At 40.9% G+C, this 25,988-nt stretch carries 21 protein-coding genes and 4 pseudogenes; 14 read left to right on the forward strand and 11 right to left on the reverse strand.

The window, feature by feature from the left end:
* The 6 genes and pseudogenes from AB5935_RS18680 to AB5935_RS18705 form a co-directional block, all read right to left on the reverse strand.
* Nucleotides 1–104, reverse strand: a pseudogene (locus AB5935_RS18680) (glycosyltransferase family 2 protein); the annotation flags it as partial.
* Complete coding sequence (locus AB5935_RS18685) at nucleotides 88–870, reverse strand: class I SAM-dependent methyltransferase (protein ID WP_007832356.1); 783 nt, start codon at nucleotides 868–870, stop codon at nucleotides 88–90. The gene AB5935_RS18685 and the pseudogene AB5935_RS18680, both read right to left, overlap by 17 nt.
* Nucleotides 867–2,015, reverse strand: a complete 1,149-nt coding sequence (locus AB5935_RS18690) for a glycosyltransferase family 4 protein (protein WP_008653534.1) — start codon at nucleotides 2,013–2,015, stop codon at nucleotides 867–869. Before AB5935_RS18690 ends, AB5935_RS18685 begins: the two co-directional genes overlap by 4 nt.
* An 11-nt stretch (nucleotides 2,016–2,026) precedes the next feature.
* Entirely contained in the window at nucleotides 2,027–3,160 is a 1,134-nt protein-coding gene (locus AB5935_RS18695; protein ID WP_038610489.1) for a glycosyltransferase family 1 protein, read from the reverse strand.
* On the reverse strand, nucleotides 3,157–4,308 hold the full coding sequence (locus AB5935_RS18700) for a glycosyltransferase family 4 protein (RefSeq protein ID WP_038607357.1): 1,152 nt from the start codon (nucleotides 4,306–4,308) through the stop codon (nucleotides 3,157–3,159). The genes AB5935_RS18695 and AB5935_RS18700 overlap by 4 nt, the downstream gene beginning before the upstream one ends.
* A complete protein-coding gene (locus AB5935_RS18705) occupies nucleotides 4,305–5,450 on the reverse strand; it encodes a glycosyltransferase family 4 protein (protein WP_008653531.1) in 1,146 nt (381 codons plus the stop codon). The genes AB5935_RS18700 and AB5935_RS18705 overlap by 4 nt, the downstream gene beginning before the upstream one ends.
* Nucleotides 5,451–5,678: 228 nt before the next feature.
* Here AB5935_RS18705 and AB5935_RS18710 point away from each other — a divergent pair, with 228 nt between their 5' ends.
* On the forward strand, nucleotides 5,679–6,704 hold the full coding sequence (locus AB5935_RS18710) for a glycosyltransferase family 2 protein (protein ID WP_038610486.1): 1,026 nt from the start codon (nucleotides 5,679–5,681) through the stop codon (nucleotides 6,702–6,704).
* A 20-nt stretch (nucleotides 6,705–6,724) separates the two neighbouring features.
* Here AB5935_RS18710 and AB5935_RS18715 read toward each other — a convergent pair whose 3' ends face one another.
* On the reverse strand, nucleotides 6,725–7,675 hold the full coding sequence (locus tag AB5935_RS18715; RefSeq protein WP_007832365.1) for a glycosyltransferase family 2 protein: 951 nt from the start codon (nucleotides 7,673–7,675) through the stop codon (nucleotides 6,725–6,727).
* Nucleotides 7,676–8,288: 613 nt separating this feature from the next.
* On the opposite strand from AB5935_RS18715, the gene AB5935_RS18720 reads away from it, so the two are divergent.
* From AB5935_RS18720 to AB5935_RS18765, 10 genes and pseudogenes are all read left to right on the forward strand, one after another.
* Entirely contained in the window at nucleotides 8,289–9,470 is a 1,182-nt protein-coding gene (locus AB5935_RS18720) for a glycosyltransferase (protein WP_038610484.1), read from the forward strand.
* Nucleotides 9,457–10,320 (forward strand): ABC transporter permease, encoded by an 864-nt coding sequence (locus AB5935_RS18725; protein ID WP_038610481.1) that lies wholly within the window; start codon nucleotides 9,457–9,459, stop codon nucleotides 10,318–10,320. The genes AB5935_RS18720 and AB5935_RS18725 overlap by 14 nt, the downstream gene beginning before the upstream one ends.
* 13 nt (nucleotides 10,321–10,333) lie before the next feature.
* The gene (locus AB5935_RS18730) at nucleotides 10,334–11,629 is read left to right on the forward strand and encodes a polysaccharide ABC transporter ATP-binding protein (RefSeq protein WP_038610478.1); all 1,296 of its coding nucleotides are present in this window, start codon (nucleotides 10,334–10,336) and stop codon (nucleotides 11,627–11,629) included.
* Nucleotides 11,630–11,669: 40 nt separating this feature from the next.
* Nucleotides 11,670–12,449, forward strand: coding sequence for a hypothetical protein (locus AB5935_RS18735; RefSeq protein WP_134771361.1), 780 nt, complete (start codon nucleotides 11,670–11,672; stop codon nucleotides 12,447–12,449).
* Nucleotides 12,446–13,405 (forward strand): glycosyltransferase family 2 protein, encoded by a 960-nt coding sequence (locus AB5935_RS18740; protein WP_038610475.1) that lies wholly within the window; start codon nucleotides 12,446–12,448, stop codon nucleotides 13,403–13,405. The genes AB5935_RS18735 and AB5935_RS18740 overlap by 4 nt, the downstream gene beginning before the upstream one ends.
* 323 nt (nucleotides 13,406–13,728) lie before the next feature.
* Nucleotides 13,729–13,928 (forward strand): annotated as a pseudogene (locus AB5935_RS18745) (helix-turn-helix domain-containing protein).
* A 4-nt stretch (nucleotides 13,929–13,932) separates the two neighbouring features.
* Nucleotides 13,933–15,117, forward strand: coding sequence for an adenine-specific methyltransferase EcoRI family protein (locus AB5935_RS18750; protein WP_038610469.1), 1,185 nt, complete (start codon nucleotides 13,933–13,935; stop codon nucleotides 15,115–15,117).
* Between the two features lie 184 nt (nucleotides 15,118–15,301).
* A complete protein-coding gene (locus AB5935_RS18755) occupies nucleotides 15,302–16,153 on the forward strand; it encodes a Bro-N domain-containing protein (RefSeq protein ID WP_005834447.1) in 852 nt (283 codons plus the stop codon).
* 22 nt (nucleotides 16,154–16,175) lie between these two features.
* The gene (locus AB5935_RS18760; protein WP_038610464.1) at nucleotides 16,176–17,348 is read left to right on the forward strand and encodes an HNH endonuclease family protein; all 1,173 of its coding nucleotides are present in this window, start codon (nucleotides 16,176–16,178) and stop codon (nucleotides 17,346–17,348) included.
* 46 nt (nucleotides 17,349–17,394) lie between these two features.
* On the forward strand, nucleotides 17,395–18,318 hold the full coding sequence (locus AB5935_RS18765) for a tyrosine-type recombinase/integrase (RefSeq protein WP_117682135.1): 924 nt from the start codon (nucleotides 17,395–17,397) through the stop codon (nucleotides 18,316–18,318).
* A gap of 68 nt (nucleotides 18,319–18,386) precedes the next feature.
* Here AB5935_RS18765 and mobV read toward each other — a convergent pair whose 3' ends face one another.
* Entirely contained in the window at nucleotides 18,387–19,673 is a 1,287-nt protein-coding gene (mobV, locus tag AB5935_RS18770; protein ID WP_117682134.1) for a MobV family relaxase, read from the reverse strand.
* Between the two features lie 148 nt (nucleotides 19,674–19,821).
* Between mobV and istA the strand changes: the two are divergent.
* The 3 genes and pseudogenes from istA to AB5935_RS18785 all read left to right on the forward strand — a co-directional run bounded on the left by istA (nucleotide 19,822) and on the right by AB5935_RS18785 (nucleotide 23,268).
* Nucleotides 19,822–21,388 (forward strand): annotated as a pseudogene (gene istA, locus AB5935_RS18775) (IS21 family transposase).
* Between the two features lie 11 nt (nucleotides 21,389–21,399).
* Nucleotides 21,400–22,188: an IS21-like element helper ATPase IstB gene (gene istB / locus AB5935_RS18780; protein ID WP_005848084.1), complete on the forward strand. Its 789-nt coding sequence runs from the start codon at nucleotides 21,400–21,402 to the stop codon at nucleotides 22,186–22,188.
* A gap of 99 nt (nucleotides 22,189–22,287) precedes the next feature.
* A complete protein-coding gene (locus AB5935_RS18785; protein WP_234242656.1) occupies nucleotides 22,288–23,268 on the forward strand; it encodes an Eco57I restriction-modification methylase domain-containing protein in 981 nt (326 codons plus the stop codon).
* Between the two features lie 119 nt (nucleotides 23,269–23,387).
* Here AB5935_RS18785 and AB5935_RS18790 read toward each other — a convergent pair whose 3' ends face one another.
* The 3 genes and pseudogenes from AB5935_RS18790 to AB5935_RS18800 form a co-directional block, all read right to left on the reverse strand.
* Entirely contained in the window at nucleotides 23,388–23,519 is a 132-nt protein-coding gene (locus AB5935_RS18790; protein ID WP_262708051.1) for a hypothetical protein, read from the reverse strand.
* A 493-nt stretch (nucleotides 23,520–24,012) separates the two neighbouring features.
* Nucleotides 24,013–25,326 (reverse strand): AAA family ATPase, encoded by a 1,314-nt coding sequence (locus tag AB5935_RS18795; RefSeq protein ID WP_038610455.1) that lies wholly within the window; start codon nucleotides 25,324–25,326, stop codon nucleotides 24,013–24,015.
* A 272-nt stretch (nucleotides 25,327–25,598) separates the two neighbouring features.
* A pseudogene (locus tag AB5935_RS18800) lies at nucleotides 25,599–25,988 on the reverse strand (site-specific integrase); the annotation flags it as partial.

Consider the following 25,988-nt stretch of genomic DNA (forward strand, 5'->3'; position numbering starts at 1 on the left):
GTTGCAAGCTGCCGGATCTTGTCTTTCACTTGGTTGATAACCGCTTGTGGGGCTTGGGTGAAAGGCTTGTCATAGATGGATAAATAGTCAGCGTACCACTTCATGCGTTTTTATATATTCGGACAGTGTGACCGGATTCCGGTGATTACTGAATCGTGATTTGAATTTGTTTTTGAGGATATAGAACAGGGCTTGAATCATCTTTTTCATTTCCGTCAGGGCGGAACGGCGGGGATATAGTTTCTCCACCATTTCCCGGTTCCATTTGTTGAGGAAGAAAGAGGAGTAGTATTCATCTTCGGGATTGACTAGTATCTCCACTTCCTCTTTCCACTCATAGCGGTTCAAGGTTATATCTCCTTCCGTCAGCCACAGCAGTTTGTAGGGGAGGGATTGGAAAGGCAGATAATTCAGGAATAATTCTCCATAGTCGTTTTCATAGTTTCCCGGCATCTTGTTTTTTTCATAGAAGACCAGTTTGTTGTCTATATCCAATATAACCCATTTATGTGATTTTTTGGGAAACAAGTATTCGCCCAGCAGACTGGGAGTTTCTATGTATCCCCGTCGGGCTACCCTGCATAATTCTTTGACAAAAGCTTCGGGATGTTCCACGTGTTCCAATACCTGATTGCATATTACGTAGTCAAACTCCTTGTCTTTGAAGGGCAGGTTTTCTCCATCGGCATGTACAAAGGTCTGATGAGGGTATATTTTCACGTCACCGCAACGGTGGTAATTGGTGTCAATAAATTTTTCGGCTATCACGTTGGAGCGATACGTCGGATTATGGCCCGGACCTATTTCTAGCACTTTGTCGTTTTTATTTATATGGATGTCTCCTCTGTCGTAGGGGGAATCTGTTTTCATTGTTCTGTTCCGTTTAATAAGTTGTTGAATAGCTGAATCCATTGTTGCATTATTACATCTTCAGCAAAACGTTGTACATTGATACGGGCTTTTTTCCCCATTTCTTTTCTTATTTGTTTGTTTTCAATCAGATAATTTATTTTTTCGGCCAGTTCTTCTGTTTTTCCATTTTCGACCAATAGTCCGTCTTCCCCGTCCCGGATGATATCTTTAGGTCCGCATGGACAGGCGAATGACACGGCAGGTACTCCGCATGTCATTGCTTCCGCTATGACCATTCCGAATCCTTCAAATCTGGAACTTGATACAAAGATAGAACTTTCACGGTATTTACAGAACATATCCGGGGTTGCATTTTCAAGAAAAAGGTTCTTTAATTTCAATTTTCCGGCCAGTACTTGATATGCAGTCTTATCCCCTTTGCCATATATATGTAATTCCCAGTCCGGATGCTGGTCACAGACTTTGCTCCATGCTTCCAGTAACAAATCGAATCCTTTTTGATAAGTATATCTTCCGGCTGCGGTTATCCGTTTATTGTTCAAGTCGCTGAATGTTCCGGATTGAAAGGGTAGAGGGTTGCTGATAACTTTTACATTTTGCAGTTCGGACCAGTTCACTCTGTCTTCTTCACTCAGCACAACGAACTTATCCAACTTTTTTAAATGCCTCACCAGACTTTTCATCCATAATTTGGCAAAAAGTTCCTTGATGAAGTTGCTTTCGTCCTTTTCAAAATTACGATAGTTTTTTCGGTTCACGTGTAGCTCCCCTATCTTTTTACTTCCATCTTTGAGGGAAGTGATAAAGTTTATTTCCCGTCGTAACAAAGAAACTGTGATGTCCGGTTTGAGGTGAGACAAAGCGGCAGAGAGCTTGCGTCGGTATATTCTTTGTTTTTTCAGATAAACCGGCACTTTTTTCCAAAGAGGAAGTTCCCATAATTCTTCAAAGTCTATATTCAGTTGGATGATTTTTACTTTGGGCGATAAAGTATAGCAGGGAGGCTTGCCTTTTCCGTCAGTCAGCAAAATATATATGTCATAATTACCATTCTCCGCTAGATAATTGGCTTTGGTGGTCAGTACCCTTTCCACTCCTCCGGGGATATGGAGAGAGGGGGTACAATAGGCGATTCGGATCATAGGCGGGAGTATTACAGGTTGTTTATTACTTTCATCATTTGTTCTTTCCATGACAGGTTTTTAATGGAATCCCTTATTCTGCAAGGAGACAGATCCAGTTCCATATAGAACCGGATAAGCCGGCGGATATCTATGGGACTTTCATCGGCCGGAACTTTCAGTATATAAGGCATCTTGTCAAAGTCTCCATCTGTTTCTGAATATACAAAAGGTATTCCCCGTGCTGCATATTCTCTGTTTTTTAATGTTTTGATTTTGTCGATGCCACTGCGGTGGCGTGCCAGACTGCCGATGGCAAAGTCTGCTTCGTTGAATAATTCGTCTAGTTCCTCATTCATTTTTTGTCCGTGGAAGATGACATATTTCTCTATATGATATTTGTTGATAAGTTCATAAAATCCGGGAGCGTGTTGTGAGTCATGCATTTCGGATTTCCATATACCGCCTGCGATGTGGAAAAATACGGTTGTGTTTGCCGGGTTTTGGTAATATCTACCCAAACCGTCTATCAGGCGGTCGTAACCGTGCCAATAATGTACTTCGGCCACTCCTAATAGATGAATGACAGAGGTATTTTTAGAAAGCATCTTTTTCAGCGGGATGGAATCAAAGTCAACTCCATTGGATATCTGAATGGTACGTTGGCCGAATATACGGTGATAGTCTGAGAAAGTGACGATGGCGTTCACGTGTTTTGCCAGTGTCTTTCGGAATACTTTATCCACTTGTATCCCCAGGCGTGTGGTCAGTGGAAAACCGGTGTATTCGCTGTCGTAAGGATAGGTGGGTATTTCCATCGCTATTTTAATTCCGGCTTTCCTTAGTTTGCTGAACAGCCGGATGGTGAACGGATTTGCATTATGGAAAGAGCGTACGTAGATTAATTCCACTTGATGTGTTACAGCATAGCGGTATATGCATTGGTAGGAAACTCTCCTTTTCGCCGCAGCTGGTTTGCCTGTTCCGTAGTCGTCTATTATTTCATCGTTTATCATCCTTACCCGGTGGCCGTTGTCCGCTATGCTGTATGTGCATAAACTGACCTGGTGTCCACATGTTTCAAAGCCTTTAACCTGATACAGGATCTTTTTGCTGATGCCGCTGTAAGGGGATAGTCCGTGGAAAAGGAGATAGATGATATTCATAGTCGGGTAGTTGTTAAAGTGTTGAATAGTTCATCCCACAGTTTCATCACTTCTTCGCGTAAATAACGTTGGATATTCTTTTGGGCCTGCTTTCCCATCCGTATGCGTTTGTCCGTATCCTCTATCAGCCGGCATATCGCGTCAGCCAGTTCGTCCGTGTTTCCGTTCTTCACCAGTATTCCGTCTTCTTCCGGAGTGATAATCTCGGCAGGTCCGTATGGACAGTCGAATGAAATGCAGGGAACACCACATGCCATCGCTTCCAGAAGTGCCATCGGTAATCCTTCAAATCGTGAACTCATGACGTATATGGAACTTACCAGATATTTTTCTTGAATGTTTTTTGTCGGAGGGCATAGTGAAAAACTGTTTTCTATATGATGCTTTTCAATAAGCTCTTGCAGACTGTTCCTATCCTGTCCTTCTCCGTAAATGCAGATATGCCAGTCGGGATGCTTCCGATTGACTTTGATCCAAGCTTCAATCAGGCGGTCATACCCCTTCTGTTCGCTGTATCTTCCTATGCTGATGATTCTTTTTTCCAGGCAGGAACTCCCTTTTTGGGGTGAGAAAGGTAAGAAGTTTGGTATGACACAAGCCTTCTTCACTTCTTTCCAATTATCCGCATCATGTTGTGTCAGAACAACCAGCGCGTCCAGTTTTTTTACAGCTTCCTCCTGTTTCTTTCTCCAATGCCGTGCGATTTGCTTGTATGGGAATCCCCGTTGTTCCATCAGATGCAGGTTACGAGTGTACGGTTTAGCTATATGGGATTCTCCTATTTTTACGCTTCCATCGTCCAGTTGTGTCAGAAAATCCAATTCTCGGCCCAATGTGCTGATGACGATATCCGGCTTCAAGGTTTTCAGCCAATACTCCAGCTTCTTTCTGTACAGGTACATCAGGGTAAAATAATAATACCCTCTTACTAACAGGTTGTGATGATACTGTCTGTCAAAATCAATCGCTATGTCAATGTGCCTGATTCTGGGAGATATCGGGAAAACGGGCGGTCGTTCTTTTTGTGAATCTGTGATAATAAATACATCCTGATGCATTTCGTCAGCCAGATAGTTCGCTTTTTGGATGATGCTCCGGTCTGCGCCTCCCACGGTGCATAGTGCTGTGTATAGATAAACGATGGTCATTTTTCAGTCAGTTTATGAAACAACATTTCCCATTGCGGCATGATGTTTCGGAGTGAGTAGCGTTTTATATTTTGTTTAGCTCTTTTGCCAAAAGCTTTTCTTTCTGCTTCATGTTCTATCAAGTGGCAAAGAGCGTTGGCAAATCCTTGTATGTCTCCGTTTTTAACGAGGAGTCCGTCTTCCTGGTTTCTGATGATTTCCGATGGGCCAAAAGGACAGTCGAAAGAAACACAAGGAACACCCAGACTCATAGCTTCGATCAAGACCAGTCCAAAACCTTCGTAATTGGAGCTTAGGGCCAGAATGGAACTGTTCAGGTATTCTTGCGTTATGTTTTGTGTAAAAGGATGAATTGTGATGGAGTGTTCCAGCTTTCTGTCTTTAATCTGCCGGGCTAAGCTATCCTTATAAAATCCTTCACCAAATATATCCAGTATCCAGTCGGGGTGGCGTTTCTGCACGATATTCCATGCGTCGATCAGTCTGTCGAATCCTTTTTGCCAGGTCAGTCTGCCTGCCGCTATCACACGGGGAGCTTCACAAGAGCTGATTGTTTGTATATCAATAGAGGTGGTGTTCGGAATGATATGTATATTCGGATGTTGTCCCCACATGGCGGCATCTCCTTGTGTCAGTGTTACTATAGCATCGCTGTATCGTTTTACATCACGGAAACATTGGTAGCTGACGTATCTGTCTTTTATATCTTTAAAAAAACTCTTTTTGCGGTTTGCAGGTATCCGGGTGTATATTTTGGCGCAATGCGATTCAATGATTTTCTTTGCCTTGCAGTTTAATTTACAGATCAAATCCGCTTTGAAACTGGTATTTCCTGATATGATATCGGGATTGATGAACTTGATCTCTTTTTTTAATTTTTGTTCGAATTTATGGTTCAAAGTCCATCCCACTTTCAATTGTTCGAGAAGCGGATGCTGGTATTGCAAATGAAACTTTGTATCCAGATCGATATGTTCCACTTTGTCGGATAACGGGAAAGAAAGAGGATGATTGCCTTGGGAAGAAGTGATAAGATAGACCTCGTGCCCATAAATTTCGGCCAAGTAATTCATCTTATCTGTTAAAATCCGCTCCATGCCTCCTATACGGGCTATAGAGTCGTATACATATACTATTTTCATTCCCCTGATTTGTTTTTCCGTAAAAATAGTGTATTCTTTTTATATATCCAATAAGAAGTTGTTGAAATTCCTGTCCATATCCGTTTTTTTATGGAATGTCGGCTGTATTCGGAGTAAAGAGTGGGTTTCAAGGGATGAAGATGGGTATATTTAGTAATTAAAGTCTTTGGAATGTTGTGAGTATCATTTGTTTTTGCGAATATTGCATTTTATAATGATTAGCAGATAATGATGAAAGAGATAACGGTGGTGATGCCGGTTTACAAGGTGGAAAAATACGTATCAGAATGTCTTGATTCCATAATCAACCAAACTTTTGATTGTTTTGAGTGTATCATCATTGATGATTGCTCTCCGGATAACAGTATGTGCCTGATAGAGGAAAAGCTGGCCGGATATAAAGGGAACATCAGTTTTAGAATCGTGAGAAATGAGAGGAATGAAGGAGTCTCTGCGGCAAGGAACAAGGGAATAGAACTATCCCGGGGTGGTTATCTTTTTTTTATAGATTCGGATGATATGCTTTATGAGAATTGCCTGGAGAAATTATGGGAGGAAACGAAAAGATATCCGGGGGTTGACTTGGTGCAGGGGGATTCTTATTCAGAAGGGATGGAAAACAAAAACAGTGATTTGCAAAGATATACGGAAGGACGGATACGTATCAACAAGCTGTTTCTGGATTCGAAAATAACATCCACTCCGGTCAACAGATTGATCAGAAAGGAGGTGCTGACAGAGAATGCCATTTATTTCAGGACGGGCATTTTGTTTGAGGACTTTTTGTGGTGCTATTTTCTGTATAAAAAGGTGGAAACGTTTGCTTCCGTCAATTCTTTTACTTATTTCTACAGGCGTTCAAATCCTTTCTCAACCATGAATAAGGCGAAAACGGACTTTGACAAGCCGGCAAAGGATTTTATTTTTATCTTGACTGTTTTTAATGAGCACATGGAACAGGAATTGTATGCTGAAAATATCTGTTTCATTTTGAACAAGTTGATGCCGGTGGTGTATAATGCTGCTGCAATAGGGGTTACAAGGGAAAGTAATGATGCGATAGATAAGTTTAAAAGAAATCTGATAAGGAAGCATTGCAGAGAGTTCCGGCCTATGGAGGTTTTGTACGAATTGAATTTGTTCTATCCTTTTTCTCTGCTTTTGAATTGGGGGATTTACAGACATCACATATTGTATAAATACGCTAATCTGATCAAATTGTATTATAAGATATGGGGAAGGTGGTATCTCTGAATCTTCTTGTGTAATGAATATTATTCCTTTAGGTTGGTAGTTTTCTTGTTACATTGGTTGTCGGTTTCTTTTGTAGCCGGTTCATTCATATGTGACAGGATAGCGGAAAAAGCATAATATAATTCTTTGAATGCTTGCAGGCGGAAGAAAAACAGGTATTCAAAAAAGTATTTGGCGGGGAGCCATTCTTTTGTTTTTGCCGAAGGGATACACCACGGAAGTGGTGACAGGTAATAGTGGATTTTTTCTTGTCGCAACAGTCTGTTGCATTTCATGCTTGCGTTGAACCGTATGATTAAACTCTCGCGGTCTTGTTTGGACATAGCAAGGGACTGGTCGGATTCGGTACAATAATAAATGATTCTTCTGTCTGTGGTTACTTTGGGGGCATATATACCGACAAGGCATGAAAAATACACATCGTTGGCTATTCTTGTTTCATCGAATTGAATGTGGAATGTTGACAGGAAGCTGCGCCTTATCATTTTGCCCCAAGGAACTTGAGATTGATATCGCAGTTTGTTTTCCGGGTTTACATCATTGAAGAAGTTGGTATAGTAAGTTCCGCGTCGGCTTTCTTGGGACGGATCATCGGACATGACAAAACGTACATTGAAATAGATGACTTTATGGGGACTGTCCATGTATTCGTTTAAGATAGTAAAACAATCGGCTGTAAAGAAATCATCTGCATCTGCAAAGATAATCCATTTGCCACGGGCGTGGGAGAGTCCTATGTTCCGTGCGTATCCTGCTCCTTTTCCCTCCTTAGTGAACAGGACTTCCGTATTTTTTCTGCCGTTTCCCGGAAAATGAGAAAAATCGACAGATTCGGAATTGCTGTTATCATCAATGATAATGATTTGAATTTCATCCCAAGTGGGAATTGAGCACAGACAGCGTTCCAGAAGACGGGGAGTATTCTTGTGCGGAATAATGATGCTGTAATGATAACTTGTGTTCTTTGTCATTCTTCTTCTTTTTGCAAAGATATTGATTTATATTCAGCATCATGCATTATCTTGTCAATATCTCAATGAGTATGAGAATCTTTCACTGAAAATTCTGGGTGATAATGCCCTCATGCCCTCACTGTGTGCACAACTGGTTGTTTATGAACTATTTGTATAGTGATGGTAAAAATTGTAACTCTCACTTATGCTCTCATGCCCTCACTGTTTTTGAGAACAGAATTTCACATAATCTATTTGTTATCAGTTATATATCCTTTTTTTATAAGTTGTTCCGGTTTAATATGAAGTAGGTCGTTCTCAGGCTTTTTCTTTGCAAAAAGTGCGTCTGAAGGGATCATACCTCTACGGAATATGGCGAATTTCCGGCAGCAGTAAAAAGATCAGGAGGTTTTAAAAAAAGCTCGCCATCTTTTTAAAAAAGAACAAGGTCTTTTTTTTATTTGACCTGTTGTTTTTGGGTGTGCAGGATTTCACATACGTATGTGTCGCTCTATGCGTATGTACGTGCCGCATATACCTGCTTTGTATTATATGATATTCTTTCCTCATTCCGCATTTATTTTCGTTTCTTTATCGTATCTTTGCGAAGAAAGAGTGTAATCTAAATTCCATGAGAATATTATTTTATTGTGATACTGTCTTCAGTTTCGGCGGAGTACAGCGTGTGTTGGCTGAAATAGCCAAGGCTTTGTCCGGAAAACATGAAGTCACGATACTGACCACGGATACTTGTACGGACTTGTCGATGTACGGATATGCCGAAAGTATCGTGCAGTTTGATTCTTTCTCTTATTCCGCCTCCTCTTTCATCGAGCGTTTGTTATGTAAAAGCTATAGTTTTTTATATAAACATGGGTTGCCTCATACCCGGCTGACTTCGAAATGGTATGCTGCCAGTTTTTTCCCTTCTTCTTATAAACGGACATTGGCAAGGAAAATAAATGCCCGGCAATGTGATGTAGTCATCGGGGTACATGCTTTTATGGCTCTGCACCTCTCTGCTGTAAAGAACCGGATTCAAACAAAGACTGTTGGGTGGCTGCATAATTCTTATGGAGCATTCTTTGAGAAAGAAACTCCCTATTTGCCGGGATTGGATTATTTTTTTCAAGTCCAGATGAGGAAATTGGACGAGAGGGTGGTTTTAAGTCATGCAGATGCCGGTTGTTTCTTTCGGAAAATGAACCTGTGCTGCGAGGTGATATACAATCCTCTGACTGTACTGCCTAAAGGTCGGGGAAAGAAGGAATATAGAAGGATTTTGGCGGTCGGTCGTTTTTCATTCGGACATAAAGGATTTGATATTTTAATAAAAGCTTTTTCTGTTTTTGTGAAAACTCATCCGGACTGGACACTGGAAATTGTGGGGGAGGGTCCTGAGGAAGCGCTTTACCGTTCATTGATCAATGAATATGAATTGGAAAAGAGCATCGCGCTGCATCCTTTCACGAAAGAGGTGCAGGAGTATTATGCACATTCCAGTATGTATGTGCTGAGTTCCCGTTGGGAGGGATTCGGCCTGGTGATGATAGAGGCTATGGCGCACGGGTTACCTGTTATTGCATCTGATTTACCGATAACACGCGAGTTGTTGAAAGACAAAGATATGGCCGTTCTTTTTGAAACAGGGAATATAGCTCAGCTGGCCGGTTGTATGTCGTATATGGCTGATCGGACGGATTGGGAATGGATGGGAAATAAGGCGGTGGAGTATGCTGATACATTTCATATAGAGAAGGTATGTGACAGTTGGAATAATTTACTAAAAAAAGTAGTGTATGGTACAAGATGAACAGGAAAAATGGGATATTGTGATCAAGCCTCGGTCCGGTTTGTTCCGGTTGGATCTGGAGGAGGTATGGCGGTATAGGGATTTGCTGGTAATGTATATCAGACGGGATATCGTCACTTTTTATAAACAGACTGTTTTAGGACCGTTGTGGTTTGTTATCCAGCCACTGCTTACTACCGTCATGTTCATGTTTGTTTTTGGCGGTATTGCCGGTATTCCTACCGACGGACTTCCCCAACCGCTGTTTTATATGGCGGGCTTACTTTGCTGGAATTATTTCTCGGAGTGTTTAAGCCGCTGTTCGGATACGTTCAACGCCAATCAGAATGTATTTGGAAAAGTATATTTCCCTCGTCTGGTGGTACCCTTGTCCATCGTTATATCTTGCATGATAAAGATGGGCATTCAGTTCGGATTGTTCGTTTTAATTTATATTTACTATTTGTGCAACGGATATTCGTTGATGGTCAACGGATATGCTTGGTTGGCTCCCTTGCTGCTGCTCATGTTGGCAGGACTTGGTTTGGGGTTCGGATTATTGATATCCTCCTTGACGACCAAGTACCGTGACTTGCGTTTCTTGATTACTTTCGGGGTACAGTTGTGGATGTATGCCACTCCGGTTATTTACCCTTTGTCCGTGATGAGGCAGAGTCATGAGCAGTATATGTGGATCATTGTGGCGAACCCGCTGACTTCCCTTATCGAAACATTTAAATTCGGATTCTTGGGGGTGGGGACTTTCAGTTGGTTCCACTTAGGCTACACGTTGGCGTTTACAGTGGTGATAATGCTTTGGGGGATGGTGACTTTTAATAGAGTGCAACGTAGTTTCATGGATGTGATTTAAAAGAAGGGACAGAATGGGAAAAATAGCGATAGAGTTTCAGAATATCAGCAAGCAATATGCATTGGGAAGCATCGGAACCGGCACGCTGAGCCGTGATTTGAATCGTTGGTGGGCGCGGATCCGTGGAAAGGAGGACCCGTATCTCAGAATCGGGGAAGAGAATGACCGTTCCAAGAAAGCGACGGGAGATTTTGTATGGGCGTTGAAAGATATTAATTTCCATGTGGAGGAAGGTGAAGTGCTGGGTATTATAGGTAAGAACGGTGCGGGAAAGTCCACTTTGTTGAAAATCCTTTCGCGGGTGACTTCTCCTACTGCCGGTTGTATCCGTGCACGGGGGCGTATTGCCTCTTTGCTGGAAGTGGGTACAGGCTTTCATCCCGAAATGACAGGACGGGAGAATATTTATATGAATGGTTCCATCATGGGGATGACCAAGGCGGAGATTACCCGCAAGTTGGATGAGATTGTGGCTTTCGCCGGTGTGGAGAAATATATCGATACTCCAGTGAAACGTTATTCTTCGGGTATGACCGTGCGGTTGGGTTTTGCTATCGCTGCCCATCTGGAGCCGGAAATTCTGGTGGTGGACGAGGTGTTGGCAGTGGGAGATGCGGAATTCCAAAAGAAGGCTATTGGCAAGATGCAGGATGTGTCGAAAGGAGAGGGACGGACAGTTTTGTTTGTCAGTCATAACATGGGAAGTATGCAGCAATTATGTACAAAAGGTATATTGCTGGATAATGGTTGCATATCTTTTTCTGGAAATATATGTGAGACAGTAAATGTTTATCAGAGTGGAATTGTATTACAAAAAGAATTTGTGGAAGGCGAAGGGGTTTCTGAAATATTGCAGTTATTGTATGCTTCTGTAAAATCAAGTGATGGGGATATATATTATAACAACTCTGAAATTATTATAGATTTCAAGGTGAAAGTGGCTAAAAAAGTACCATCGTTAGTAATTGGCTTTAATTTATATAGTAGTTGGGGACATCCTTTGGCTCGGGCTGATTATAATGATAATAATGATTTGACCACATTGGGCCCCGGAATTTATTGTTTTATATTTAAAATACCTCCTTATACATTGTCAGATGGTGACTATCATGTTATATTTGATGTGGCGGAGCGTAATATAAAATGTTATACTACGGAAAAGTCGAGTTTGTCTTTCACTATCGTTCAAAGGGGGACAAATGGTTTTGGCAATCGTTTTTGTGAGCAAATAAGTATTAAAAGTTCTTTGTTCAGAGAGAATTGGATGGTGGGGTTTCAAATGATAGAGTCTTTAGACCATGAAGCATAAATGTGTTATTTTTCTTACAGCTTGTGTTAATCCTGGCGGAATGGCTAATACATTGCACACTGATTGCCGACAGAGAATGGAAGAGTATAAAGAAGCACTTTGTTTCTATTTACAAAAAACGAAACTGCCAATTGTATTTTGTGAAAATACGTTGTGTGATATGAGTGGTGAATTCAGTTCTTATATTGCATCCGGCAGATTGGAGTATCTGACGTTTGACGGGAATCATTATGATAAAAGGAGAGGCAAAGGGGTAGGGGAGATAGAAATTTTGGAATATGCCTTTTTACATTCTAAACTGTTGCAGGATGGAACTCATATTATAAAGATAACAGGACGATTAAAAGTGCTGAATATAAAGAGTTTGATAGCTGTCAGGAAGATGTTCGGAGATAATTGTATTCAATTGCGAATTAGTGAAGATGGAGTTTTTACTCAAAGTCAGTTCTTCATAGCTCCAATGCTTTTTTTGAAAGAATATTTTATCCCTTTGGGAGAGATGATAGATGATCGACAGTGTTGCTATTTTGAACATGTGTTGGGATATTCTATTAAGAATCAGGCAGAGTATTGTGTCATTCCATTTTTTAATTTCCCTTTAATTGATGGAATTTCAGGAACTTTTGGAACACATTATAATATTCATTATACACTCTTGGAAAAAATGTATTATGTAAGAAAAACTATATACAAATGTATTATTTTTGATAATAGGTATGCTCAGAAAAAGCAAAACATTTTGGAACGTTTGCTTATTAAATGCTACTATGGAGTGATTGTTGTTATCATTTTCGTTTCTCGTAAAATTAATGAAATATGAATGCATTGGTTTCAATATTGGTCCCTATATATAATGTTGAGAAGTATATAGATAGATGTGTCCGTTCTTTGTTTGAACAAACTTATGGCAATATTGAGTATGTTTTTATAGATGATTGTTCATTAGATAACAGTATGAATATACTCATGAATATTAGTAAAGAATATCCTGAAAGATACGGATCTATGAAAGTATTGTTTCATTCTAAAAATGTAGGAATTGCTCAAACGAGAAATGAACTGTTAAAGGAAGCCAAAGGAGAATATTGCATATTTATAGATAGTGATGATTATGTGGAGCTGAATGCGATAGAAATACTTTATAATAAAGCATGTGAAACTGGAGCTGAGATTATACGCTATAATTATTATGTGAATAATGAGAACGGGAATTATGAGGTTGTCACTCACGAGCCTATGCAAAATAAACAGCAATTATTGGAAAAGGCAATAAGTAGTCTTTCGGGAGTGGATGCTATGTGGAAATTATTTGTGAAGAGGAACCTTTATGATAGGAACTCATTACAATTTGAAGACGGAATTAATGCTTGTGAAGACTATATAATGAGCATCAAGTTATTTTATTATTCTAATTTAACCGTAGATATCTCGAATGTATTGTATTATTATACTGTAATAGGAAATTCTTATAGCTATACTAAGAATTATGAATTGTTTTTGGTGGATAGAATAAAAGCTATAGGTGCGGTAAAAACTTTTTTGGAACTCAATGATATTTGGCAGACTTATAAAAAAGCTTTATATGCAAGGATTATAATGTGTAAACAAACTTATTTGATCAATAAGGAATATTTTGATATTGATAAATATTATAAGTTGTATCCTGAAGCTAATAAAACATGGAGAAACTTTGCTTATGGAAAAAGAGAAATTTTATTATTTTGGCTTGCAGAGCATAAAATGACTATATTGATTAAACTGATTTACTTATTTTAGATTTTTGTCGGTTTGACTTAACCGATTGAGAAATAAACTTTTAGCGAATTATTTGAGAAGTGGCGGTAATGAGTTAGCAATCGTGTGAATTTCAGCGTTTTGCGTTGCTATGCTGTCAAATAACTCTTTCATTTGCAAATATAGTTTTTTTTCGAAAGTACGAACTATCGGCGGCAGTTTTATAAAATCGACTGGCGAAAAAACAAATAAAATTTTCCAAAATAGCTTTGGATAAGCCATTAACGAAATACATTCTTTTAAGAGCACAGTGGTTTACCCAATAAAATTATATACCTTTGTAACAAGTTAAAGAAGATGTCGCAATGAATCGGATAAAAGAAGCATTGATTGAGGCGGGTATTAGTCAAACTGAATTGGCTAAACGACTTGGCAAAGGTTTTAATATGGTCAATCTATACGCCACGAACAAAGTGCAACCGCCTATACCCTACTATACAGGATAGCGGAAATACTGAATGTGGATGTGCGTACACTTCTTGTACCTAACGAAATAAAAAAATAGACATATGGCAAATACTAATCTAAAAGAAGCTAAGGCGGCTAAGAATGATGAGTTCTATACGCAATTTCATGACATAGAGATTGAAATGAATGCCTATCTTGAATATGACCCGGACGTGTTTAGGGGAAAGACTGTATTGCTTCCTTGTGATGACCCCGAATGGAGCAACTTTACCCGATACTTTGCCGCCAAGTTTGATGAGTTAGGCTTGAAAAAACTGATTTCTACGAGTTATGCACCGGATGCCAAGAAAATGAAATTACTTGCAGAGCCTTCTTTGTTTGAAATGGAAGCACCGCAATTTGACCCTAAGAAAGCGCAGACAAAAGGTAAAATCTTTATCCTTGACAAAGACATAACGAATGATGGTAGAGTAAATATCGAAGATTTACAGTGGGAATATCTTGAAGGAGATGGAGATTTTCGTAGTAAGGAAGTTACAAAACTTCGAGATGAAGCTGACTTTATCGTAACTAATCCTCCATTTTCCTTGTTTCGTGAATTTTTGGCATGGATTATAGAAGCGGATAAGAAATTTATCATTATCGGAAATATGAATGCGATAACCTACAAAGAGGCATTTCCACTGATAAAAGATAATAAAATGTGGTTGGGATATTCCATTCATAGTGGAGACAGAGAATTTGAAGTTCCGAATGAATACCCATTAGCTGCAGCAGGATGGCGAATTGACGAGAATGGTCGAAAGTTCATAAGAGTTAAGGGTGTACGTTGGTTTACAAATATTGATCATGGTCGTCGCCACCAACCTCTTGCTTTAATGACTATGGTTGACAATCTCCGTTTCTCGAAACACAAAGAACTGAAAGGAAAAACAGCATATGATCATTACGACAATTATGATGCCATTGAAGTGCCTTTTACGGATGCTATTCCGTCAGATTATGACGGTGTGATGGGCGTTCCTATTTCCTTTTTGGATAAGTATTGTCCGGAGCAATTTGAAATCTTAGGGATAACTAAAACTTGGTATGGTAGTGCTTCCAAGGTCTATCCAGAACAGATTCAAGTAGACCGTCATGGCAAAGAGACGAAAGTGACGAAACTCAATGACGGGGCAGTCTTGCTTCATTCCGAAGTTCCTCAGAATGAAACATATTATATGGTTGACGGGAAATATTATACCCAAGTTTATGCAAGAGTTCTTATTAAACATATCAGATCATAATTTGCGTATGAGTAATCGGGCATATGTTGAAACCAAAGAGCCATTGCTCCCAATAGCTCCCCTACGGTTCAAATCCGCAAAGTTAGGTGTGTCGGAAATGTTGTATTCCTTGGTTTTTAATCCCCATTGATTGCCCCTGTCGGTTATCCCTAAGATTTCAACTTAAAAACAAAAACAATAAATTATGACACAACATAATACCATCAAGCTTTTTGAAGCTAAAAAAGTCCGTACTATTTGGGACGACAAAGATGAAAAATGGTACTTTTCCATAGTGGATGTGGTGGCTGTCCTAACCGATAGCCCTAATCCTCGTAAGTATTGGAGTGTCTTGAAAACACGTTTAAAAAAAGAAGGGAGTGAGTTGACTACAAATTGTAGTCAACTGAAAATGAAATCGGCTGATGGAAAGATGTATTTAACCGATGTGGCAGATACTCAGCAGCTTCTCCGTTTGATTCAGTCTATTCCATCGCCCAAAGCAGAACCGTTCAAGCAATGGATGGCACAAGTGGCGACTGAACGTCTTAACCAAATGCAAGACCCCGAACTCTCTATCAATCAAGCACTGGTGGACTATAAGCGGTTGGGGTATTCGGATAATTGGATTAATCAGCGTCTCAAATCTATAGAGATTCGTAAAGACCTCACGGATGAATGGAAGCGGCACGGATTGCAAGAGGGAGTGCAGTTTGCTACGCTGACCGATATTATTTATCAGACTTGGAGTGACATGACCGCCAAGGAATATAAGCAGTTCAAAGGTCTGAAAAAAGAGAACTTACGTGACAATATGACCAATAAGGAATTGGTGCTAAATATGTTGGCGGAACTTTCCACCAAAGAAATATCTGAAAGTAAAAATCCGGAAACATTTCGGGAACACATGGATGTGGCGGAAGCCGGTGGTGAGATTGCCCGCAATGCCCGTATGGAGTTGGAAGCCAAGACGGGTAAGGCAGTCATCAGTCCGCTGAACGCCAAGACAGGCATTGCGCTCAATTCATCTCCGGAAGAAGAAGACACAAAAGAATAATCCTAAAAAGTGAATCAATATCATGAAGACAACATTGCATACAGAATGGACTGTTGAAGACATCTGTAAAGGATTTACCTACAACGAATTGGAAGGTAAAGGTCTGTTTGGATTGGACGGGCGGCTCACTATCCAACCCGAGTATCAACGCCATTACATCTACAACGATGGGAAACGTGATGTAGCGGTGATAGAATCCCTGCTGAAAGGTTATCCCATCGGACTAATCTATTTCAACCGGACTGTGGACGGACGATTTGAAGTACTTGACGGGCAGCAACGCATCACTTCTATCGGTCGGTTCGTTACAGGAAAATTCGCCATCAAGGATGAAGCGGATAACGTACAGTATTTCTCGGGATTGCCCGAAGAGCAGCAACAAAAGATTATGCAATCCTCTCTGCTGGTATATGAATGCGAAGGTGAGGAAAAGGAAATAAAGGAGTGGTTCAAGACCATCAATATTGTAGGCATTCCGCTCAAGGAGCAGGAATTGCTCAATGCCATCTATTCGGGCGAGTTCGTAAATGCAGCCAAGCGGGTGTTCAGTAATTCCCAAAATGCGGAAATACAGAAATGGAGTCATTATATCAAGGGAGATGTGAAACGGCAGGATTATCTGGCGGAAGCCCTCCGGTGGATTTGCGACAGTAAGGAGATGAGCATTGATGCCTATATGAGCATACACCGTCACGAGCCTTCCACGGGAGAATTGAAAAGTTATTTCCGTTCTGTGATTGACTGGGTATCGGCTACCTTTACTATGGTAGAGCGTGACATGTGCGGCTTGGAATGGGGACGGCTGTATGAAACGTACCATGCCACCCCTTATAGTACCGTCCATGTTACGGAACGGGTAAAAGCCTTGCAAGCGGATGAAAGCGTGCGGTGTCCCCGAAATATTTACGAATATGTACTGGGTGGAGAAGAGGATAAGAAATTGCTTGACATCCGTATCTTTGAAGAAGCAACCAAGCGGGCTGCCTACAAGCGTCAGACCGAAGCGGCTGAGAAACAAGGAATTTCCAATTGTCCGCTCTGTGCGTTGGGGAATAATGCCAACAAGACCCGTATTTACAAACTTTCGGAAATGGATGCCGACCATGTGACTGCATGGAGTAAGGGAGGGTCAACCAGCATGGAAAATTGTGAGATGCTTTGTAAAACCCATAACCGTTCAAAGGGAAATCGGTAAAAGTGTGTTATTTTGAGAGAGTTAAATCAATTAATTCTCTCAAAATATGAACAATAAAAAAACATTTCATGAAGTTTCCGAGATTTGGTGTGATGCAAAACGTCCGATAGTGAAGCATTCCACCCTATGTGCTTATCAGCTTACGTTACAGACACACCTATTGCCACGATTTGGCGCTGCGGAAAATATAACAGAGAAGGATGTCCAGCAGTTTGTGATAGACAAATGTACTTCCGGATTAGCAAGAAAAACAGTCTGGGATATAGTGGCAGTGCTCAAATCTGTTATCAAATACGGGAATAAGCACGGGATTTTCCATTTTGAAGAATGGGAAATCGAATATCCTACCCAAATAGAAAACAAACTGCCGCCAACATTGTCATTAAATCATCAGCGTATATTGATGCGTCACTTGCTGGAACAGCCCACTCCACAAAATATAGGTGTACTGTTGGCTCTCTGTACCGGAATGAGAATTGGTGAGGTTTGCGCTTTGAAATGGGAAGATGTGGATTTTGCACAAAAGACAATCATCGTGAAGCATACTGTAGGCAGAATATATAACTGTGAGTTGAAATCTACAGAAAGGGTTCACTCTTCCCCAAAAACCAAGAATTCCTATCGTGAGATTCCTATATCCAAACAGCTTCTCCAAGCGTTGAAAATGGTAAGGAAACAATCTCAATCCCCATACGTAGTAGGCACTTCTACACAATCTAAAGAGCCTCGTTCTTATCGTGATTATTTTGGCAGGTTGCTAAAACGATTGGATATTCCCCACTTGGTCTTTCATGGACTTAGGCACACATTTGCGACCCGATGTATTGAAAGTCAGTGTGATTATAAAACTGTCAGTGTCATACTCGGTCACTCAAACGTAGCAACGACACTTAATCTGTACGTCCATCCTAATCTCAATCAAAAGAAACGGTGTATTGACCGTATGAGTAATTTCTTGGGAATAACATGAGTTAGTCTTGGACTCTATATACATGGGGACAAAAAAATGTCCTCCATGTATGTGATGTGCATGATAGACTATAGCTTGAAGCCTTTATTCTTTTTCTGAATAGGCTTCAAGCCGACATTCTGTTGTAATCGTTCAAATTGTTTCTTGAACCATTCCCCGATATGCAGTCCGTCAATGGCAAGTATCAGCTTTCCATTGTTTGTACCAACTTTGGCAGTAACATCATTCGTCTTGAACTTACGCCTATACTCATCGGAATAGAGTTCGCCGTTGTACGGCAATGGCTTGCCTGTCATTAAATGGGCGGTCTGTTCATGGGTAAAACCGACAGCAAGGCACAATTTCTCAATACGGAGCATAGCACGAAACCAAGGAAACCATTCTGCGGCTTTTATCAACAAGGCGTTAAGCCTTGACACTTCCGTTTGATGTTTTGTTACCGTTTCGTTCTTTTCCTGCAAGTGCCGTTGCTGCATTTCCAGCACTTGACGGCTGTGGTCTGCCCGTATGGTCTGTATCTCGGCTTGCAGTGCTTCGATGGTTTCCTCGTGTGTGGCTACCTCCCTATGCAGGACGGTGTTCTCCCTCTCCAGCGTCTTGACCTTGTTGCTCCCGAAAAGAGAACCGACACTCTCGGCGATGTTGGCGGCTGCGGTCGTGGCTGCCCCTTTCAGCCGTTCGGTCTGTATCTCTTTTTTCGCCCGTTCAAGCTCTTCCCGTGCCGTTTCTTTCCGTTCCTGCAATTCCACCACTTCCGTTTTCAGCTCCTCCGTCTGCCGCTTTATGTCACGGTAATATTGCTGCGTGGAAACGTGCCTCGCTTCCGAACCGTCCACGCCCCGTTGTAAACCGTATTTTTTCATCGCAACAGCGTAGCTGTCTTGATAGGCTTTCAGTTTCAAGCGGCTCATGATGTCATCGGCGCACAGCCTCACGGTGTCGGTCGGCTTCTTGCGGTAGCGTTTCTTCGCCTGCTCCTCCCTTTTCTTCCGCTTGCGTTCCCCCTTGACTATCGGCACAAGTGTGACGTGCATGTGCGGTGTTTTCTCGTCCAAGTGCAGGTGAGCCGCCACGATGTTCTCCTTCCCGAACGTGTCGGCAAAATATTTGAGGTTGTCGGCGCACCACTCGTCCAGCCGTCCCGCCCGTTCGATGCGTTCCATGTCTTCGGGCGTTGCCGACACGTTGATGCGGATTGCCCGCACTTGGTTGCTCCCGATTTTGCGTGTCAGTCCAGCTTCTTCCAGCCTCCTTTGGATAGCCGCCGAACGGTCTTTCACTCCTTCGGGATATTCGATGAGTTTTCGGTTTAGATGCGTGTGGAAAAGCCACTCAACTTTGACCCTTTTGGCCACGCAGAATTATCCCTTTTGGCTAAAATATGATTGACCCCTTTGGCTAAAATAGTGTTGCCCACTTGCTTCACCTATAATTATAGTTTTTTTGTGTAGATTTGAGTACCCTTGTCCTGGTGTAACGGGGGAGAAAATAAAATCTATACAAATGAATAAACGAATCAAAAATATTTTAAGATGTTATGCGGCTGGCATAGGAATCAAGGAAACGGCATCTACGTTTCATATTTCCCGTAATACAGTCCGCAAATATGTCCGCTTATTCCTTTCAAGCGGCAAGAGTATTGAACAGCTTCTTTCCCTGCCCAATGGACAGTTGGATGAACTGTTCGGCTGCACGGATACCCGGCATCGGGAGCCTTCATCCAAAAGGATTGAATTGGAGGCCTTGCTTCCCGGATATGTATCTCGTCTGTCACGCAAAGGTATGAGTGTCCGAAAACTGTTCAAGGAGTACCATACCGAATATCCGGACGGCTATCAGTTGTCTTCCTTCAAACGGATTGTCAGCGAATACAGGTTTCACATTAAGGTTGTCGGTCATGTAGAGCACTATGCCGCAGAGCAGATGTATATTGACTTTGCCGGTGACAGACTTGAAGTTGTTGATGAAATGACGGGCGAGACGAAGAAATCCGAGGTATTTGTTGCCATCCTTCCGTTCAGCCATTATTACCTACTGCGAAGCCGTATGGTCGCAACGCAAGGAAGACCTGATAAAGGCATGCGAGAATGCCATTCAATATTTTGAAGGTGTTCCTGCGGCTATCGTCCCCGACAATCTGAAGGCTGCCGTCACACGAAGCGACCGCAACGAACCTGTCATCAATGATGATTTCGCCGCTTTTGCCGAATATTACGGCTGTGTGGTCTATCCTGCTCGTGTGCGTCACCCCAAGGACAAGGCTTTGGTAGAAAATGCCGTAAAGCTCCTCTACCGTTCCATTTACCTTGATATAGAGGGAATGACATTTTCCAGTTTGGAGGAACTCAATACCGCCATCCATATTTCCTTGCTTGATTTCAATGAAAAGGTGATGGCCGGACGGGAGATGTCACGCAAGGAAATATTCCTTCATGGAGAGAAGGATTATCTTCGTCCGCTTCCCGTGAAACGCTACGTAATGAAAGAAAGGAAACTGATGACCGTGGGAAAGAACTCTTACGTTTCCTTGTTCAAGCACCATTACAGTGTTCCAAAAGAGTATGTAGGCAGGCGCATGACGATTCTCTATGATGCCGACACGGTGTAAATCTATTGTGGAATGAACCTTGTCGCCACCCACGACCGCTGTGACATTCCTTACACTTATTCTTGGAAAAAGGAGCACAACCTGCCTGGTCATTATGGTCCCTATGACAAGGACTTGGAGGAACTCTTTCAACGTGCCTCGGAAATAGACAACATCGTATTGAACTATCTTCGGGAAGTGGAGCGTGTCATGCAATATCCACCCAAAGCGTTCAGGTCATGCCGTGGCATCATGACACTGGAGAAGAAATACGGCCGTGACCGTCTAGTTGCGGCTTGCGCATGTGCGGATCAGAAATTGCAATACGGATACCAAGCCTTGCGCGAGGTGCTTGAACTGGGAGAAGATGTGGATTTCCTTCCTGATGAGGACGGAAAAGTACAGTCCAACGTGACCTCCCAGATTTCATTGACCCACAAAAATATACGTGGACGTGAATATTACAAAAAAGACAAACAATAAAACTATTATTTATGGAAGTAAACAATAAAACAGTTCCCGTTACGGGACAACAAGACCAGAATACCATATCACTGGATTTAATGAACCGTATGAAATTGCATGGTATGGCAGAGGCTTTCAGGGAAAGTCTTGCCGGCACCACTCCGCAATCCATGACTGCGGACACGTTCCTTTCCATGCTCCTTGCACGCGAATGGGACTATCGCTCCCAGGCTGCCATTGCACGGCTCACCAAAAATGCGGCATTCCGCTACAAGGCTTATATTGAGCAGATTGACTATGCCACGAACCGGGGACTGGACCGCAATCAGATGGAACGTCTCGCCACCCTTGATTTTGTGCATAAGGCACAGAACCTTTTCATTACTGGTTCTTCCGGAACGGGAAAAAGCTATTTGGCCTGTGCCCTTGGACACGAAGCATGCAAAAGGGGATTCCGTACTTTCTATGCCAATGCTCCGAAACTGCTCGGTGCGCTGAAAGTCGCCAAAGTAAAAGGTACACTTGAAGCGGAACTCAAGAAGATTGAGCGTTGCCAGCTACTCATTCTTGACGACTTGTTTATTGTACCACTTGACGCCAAAGAGCGTCCCATACTGCTTGAAATTATTGAGGATAGGCATGAACGGAAATCTGTCATCATCACATCGCAGTATCCATCCTCCAACTGGTATGACATGGTAGGTGATCCAACAATAGCCGATGCAATCCTTGACCGCATCATACATACGGCCCATACTATAGAATTATATGGTGAAAGTATGCGAAAATTAAAATCTAAGAAAAACGAGAATTTTTAAAAGGGTAAAATAATATTGCCCCCCAACACCAGGACTTTAAAGGGTCAATCATATAGTACAAAAAGGTGGGCAAATCTTGCGTGGCCAAAAGGGTCAAAGTTGAGTGGCTTTTCCAGTATTTTCCAGTACTTCCAAATAATAAGCGAGCAGCTTGGACAATACACTTCATTAATATATCCCGGTTCAAGATGGATTCATAGGTCAGGTAAAGGACTTGAAAAATTCGGGTTAATGCAAATGAACGACAGCCATTTAATGTTACTTGAATTTTTCCCGTGCTCAACAGATATATTTAAAGATGTTGCTATAGCAGATGGACTTTCTATCGTATTAAAAGACATGAATAAAACTCAGTCGGGATTCAAGTATGTATATTCTAAAAATGGGAATAAGATAGAAATTGATGCAGACTGTCCAGGAGATACGTTATTCTCTCTTAATCCACGTGATGTCGAGATTACAAAAAAACTTGACGCAATTATTTCAAAGTATGCCTGTTTACATGATTCGGTATTATCGCAAAAGTTGTTTGGCATTGAAAGCGATTTTGTTGAAAAGAATCCTTCACTTGTTAGGGAATATAACGATGGCGATTATTTCAATCTAGACGTTGAAATAAAATTGTTTACCAATGATAAGGCGGGGAAAAGCGGTCGTGCGCGATGGTATGTTGCAAACAAGAATGTTATATCTTCGGGAATTGAGCATTTGGAACGATGGAAAGTCATTGTTTCAAGTGCGAATGCTGGAGGACAAAAACGAAGCAATCAAATAGCAGTAATAGACAATCATAGTGCATTTGGACGTTCACGAGTAGCTTTGAAAACTTTCGAAACTGAAAAGGAAGCATATAATTTCTTCAAATATGCAACCAGCGAGATAATACGGTTTGCTTTCTTGATGACAGATGAGTCTTTAACATCCTTGGCAAAGAAAGTCCCTGATTTATTGGATTATACCGATAACAATGGTTTAATAGATTATAATGGAGACGTTAATGGACAGTTATACAAGCTCTTCGGCATGGATAACGCACAGCAACAGTATATAAAAGAAGTGCTTTCTACAAAAATTAACTGACAACCCTATGCGAAAAATCATCTAACCGATGATGAAATAGCATCTTATTGAAAAAATGATAAGTTCATAAAAAGGCTTAGACGATTCACATCGTCTAAGCACATCCTAAAAGGTAAAAATCACTTTCTCCGCTTTGGAGGGCCAACTTTGACTTTCTCAACAACTGTTGTCTTTGGATGCTTTTTAGCATAGTCAATAGGAACAAATTGCCCTGTTTCGGCACTTCTACCTTTTTCTACAGTTCTTGCCATATCAAATTCTTGTTATGTTTAACACTTTACGGTGGCCTACCGATTCCGCTACGGTGTACTTAGGCGTTACATACCATGAGTCCATCTTCATTAACTACCTTCGATGTGACTCTGGGCAACAAAAAAAACATCCATCTACATTACTGTAGTATTTTTTTGCCTCCCTTATAGCATCTCCACTGTTTGTAAAGAACCCCAAATAAATTCGGTTTTCTTCTGATGGCAAATATCCACAGCCTGCTTGATGTACCTCATGTTCCCCCGTAGGTTGGGCGATTCTGTTTACATAGTAAAAATTACTCATAAGTGAAATGTCAACTCTCTGGTCCTTTTGCCAGGGTCTTAAGTTCGAATTGACATTGCAAAGATATAGCTTTCTTTTTAGTTAAATAAGAATTTGCGTGAAAAAAACACGGAATAAGCAGATTTTTGTCCGAATGGTTTAAGATAATCATAAATATTCCGTGTGTTTATTGCATATTTGTGGAAATTTTCACTTGTGATTTATATCATCTTTGTATTTCAAAAATACATCAATATTTTTCATTATATTATCAATTTCAGGAGCAACTTCTTTCTCATAAGTTCGATAAAAGCTAACAGTATTATGTAAATAGTCCCTACGTTTTACTTTAATCGTACCATGTTCATCTTTCTCAAATAAACGGACGGCATCTCGCCTAAGAAAATCGGTATTTAATAAAGATAAATCATGCGTAGCAACAATTACTTGACAATCTTCTGCCAAGGTTAAATACATTTTTAATATAAAGGATAACGCCTTAGTATGTATTCCATACTCTATTTCATCGATACATGAACATTTTTTCCCAAGTATAACATCATATAAGACTATAAGAATGCGTATTATATTTATAGTTCCTAATGATTCTAATCCAGAATCTAATGCTCTTTCACCTTCAACTGTTGAATGGACAAAACGTAAATTCTTATGAGTAATAGTACCGGAAGGATATTGTTCTAACATTGCTTTTACAATAATATCCGGAGCTCCATTTTCTATAAGTTCAGATATGTTTAAGCTCGCATCTTCTACGATGTAATCACAAATATTAGTACCAACATCTTTTAATAGGCGTAAAAGCAAACGCTTCATTATAGCATCTTTTTCTGCATCTCCTGTTTGTAATTTGTCAGCAAGGCTTTTATCAGACCGTCGAACCAGACTAATATGATTTTCGAAGAAATCATAATTATCACTTAGTACTTGACTATCCATATTTAAGGAACCAAATACAGACAATACACTGGAATTAGATAACGTATTCACTTCTAAATCATGTTGGTCTGATTTAGACAAATCGCAAGCATTCCCGAAACTGATGGAAACCGTATCTGTCTCAACATTATGCTTGCGTTGATATATGCGAACTAAACGACTTTTTTTAAGATTCAATTCTTCTTCTTCTATACGTTCATTTGATACCTTAATATAATAGTGATAGCATACATCCCTAATATAGTAGATTAAAGACAGTTCTGTTGGTTCATTTGACGAATGTTCATCTAACAAGAATGGACGATATTCAGGCTTCTCCGTAGGCTTTTGAGGTTTTGCGATAGCTAACATACGCAAATAATTTAAGGCTGAAAACATCTTAGATTTTCCAGTTCCATTTAAACCTACACACAAAAGCATGCGCAAAATGCGCTTCCCATTTATTTCCTTGAACCATACAGGTGGTAAATCCGAATTTTTTCCACCTTCTTTTTTTGATGCAATAAACGACAATTCTGTCCCTTTACGATAACATCTATAATTTTTTATTGTAAATGACTCAATCATATCCTTCTGTTTTATGGGACAAAGATACTATATTAATAGAAAAAAACGGCATTATTTATGGGTTTTGCGGCGATTTTCGTGATTTTTACACGTAAATTCAACTTTAGAACCTAATACTGCGTTGTGCTAAACAAAAAATATTATCTTTGCATCATCTGTTGATTGACTTATTGGAGATGAGCAAAATGGTGAAGCTCGGTGGTTTCTAAACCATTACCTATTCTCTTTTTATTTAATGATAACTTTCTGATTTACAGGTTCATTTTATTTAGTGCAACATTTGTGAACACCGAAAAGACGAACAAATCCCGTACAAGCTCGTGGGTGGCGTTCTTCATCGGTGCATCCATGAGCGTCTGTATCTCCGTTTGGGTAAGGTAGCCCCTGTCCACGCTTTCGGGAGAGTTGATATATCCGGCAAAGGGATTAAAGGGCAAACGCCCGTCGTTCCTCGCAATGGAAACGATGTGTTTCAACGCAATCATGTAGACCCACACGGTATTGGTGCGGCATTTCTTCTCCGTGCGCAGAAAGTACTCGAAATCGTTGATGAACGTGAGGTTGAGTTCCTTTAACGGAATATCCTCACGCTTGTAGGTGTGGGGCAGGAACTCCCGAATATGGTTGCAGACCGTCCGATAACGGGTAAATGTACCCTGCGC

Origin of the sequence: Phocaeicola sp. RTP21198st1_B8_RTP21198_201120 (genome assembly GCF_040929485.1) — a bacterium.
GTDB classification, from domain to species: Bacteria; Bacteroidota; Bacteroidia; order Bacteroidales; family Bacteroidaceae; genus Phocaeicola; species Phocaeicola dorei.

Bases quoted from the DNA above. Each gene is read 5' to 3' on its own strand.
- istB (WP_005848084.1), top strand. From the start codon at position 21,400: ATGGAAGTAAACAATAAAACAGTTCCCGTTACGGGACAACAAGACCAG.
- AB5935_RS18730 (WP_038610478.1), top strand. From the start codon at position 10,334: ATGGGAAAAATAGCGATAGAGTTTCAGAATATCAGCAAGCAATATGCA.
- AB5935_RS18705 (WP_008653531.1), bottom strand. From the start codon at position 5,450: ATGAAAATAGTATATGTATACGACTCTATAGCCCGTATAGGAGGCATG.
- AB5935_RS18715 (WP_007832365.1), bottom strand. From the start codon at position 7,675: ATGACAAAGAACACAAGTTATCATTACAGCATCATTATTCCGCACAAG.
- AB5935_RS18765 (WP_117682135.1), top strand. From the start codon at position 17,395: ATGAACAATAAAAAAACATTTCATGAAGTTTCCGAGATTTGGTGTGAT.
- AB5935_RS18700 (WP_038607357.1), bottom strand. From the start codon at position 4,308: ATGACCATCGTTTATCTATACACAGCACTATGCACCGTGGGAGGCGCA.
- AB5935_RS18740 (WP_038610475.1), top strand. From the start codon at position 12,446: ATGAATGCATTGGTTTCAATATTGGTCCCTATATATAATGTTGAGAAG.
- AB5935_RS18685 (WP_007832356.1), bottom strand. From the start codon at position 870: ATGAAAACAGATTCCCCCTACGACAGAGGAGACATCCATATAAATAAA.
- AB5935_RS18750 (WP_038610469.1), top strand. From the start codon at position 13,933: ATGGCAAATACTAATCTAAAAGAAGCTAAGGCGGCTAAGAATGATGAG.
- AB5935_RS18720 (WP_038610484.1), top strand. From the start codon at position 8,289: ATGAGAATATTATTTTATTGTGATACTGTCTTCAGTTTCGGCGGAGTA.
- AB5935_RS18755 (WP_005834447.1), top strand. From the start codon at position 15,302: ATGACACAACATAATACCATCAAGCTTTTTGAAGCTAAAAAAGTCCGT.
- AB5935_RS18710 (WP_038610486.1), top strand. From the start codon at position 5,679: ATGATGAAAGAGATAACGGTGGTGATGCCGGTTTACAAGGTGGAAAAA.
- AB5935_RS18695 (WP_038610489.1), bottom strand. From the start codon at position 3,160: ATGAATATCATCTATCTCCTTTTCCACGGACTATCCCCTTACAGCGGC.
- AB5935_RS18690 (WP_008653534.1), bottom strand. From the start codon at position 2,015: ATGATCCGAATCGCCTATTGTACCCCCTCTCTCCATATCCCCGGAGGA.
- AB5935_RS18760 (WP_038610464.1), top strand. From the start codon at position 16,176: ATGAAGACAACATTGCATACAGAATGGACTGTTGAAGACATCTGTAAA.
- AB5935_RS18725 (WP_038610481.1), top strand. From the start codon at position 9,457: ATGGTACAAGATGAACAGGAAAAATGGGATATTGTGATCAAGCCTCGG.
- AB5935_RS18790 (WP_262708051.1), bottom strand. From the start codon at position 23,519: ATGGCAAGAACTGTAGAAAAAGGTAGAAGTGCCGAAACAGGGCAATTT.
- AB5935_RS18795 (WP_038610455.1), bottom strand. From the start codon at position 25,326: ATGATTGAGTCATTTACAATAAAAAATTATAGATGTTATCGTAAAGGG.
- AB5935_RS18735 (WP_134771361.1), top strand. From the start codon at position 11,670: ATGGCTAATACATTGCACACTGATTGCCGACAGAGAATGGAAGAGTAT.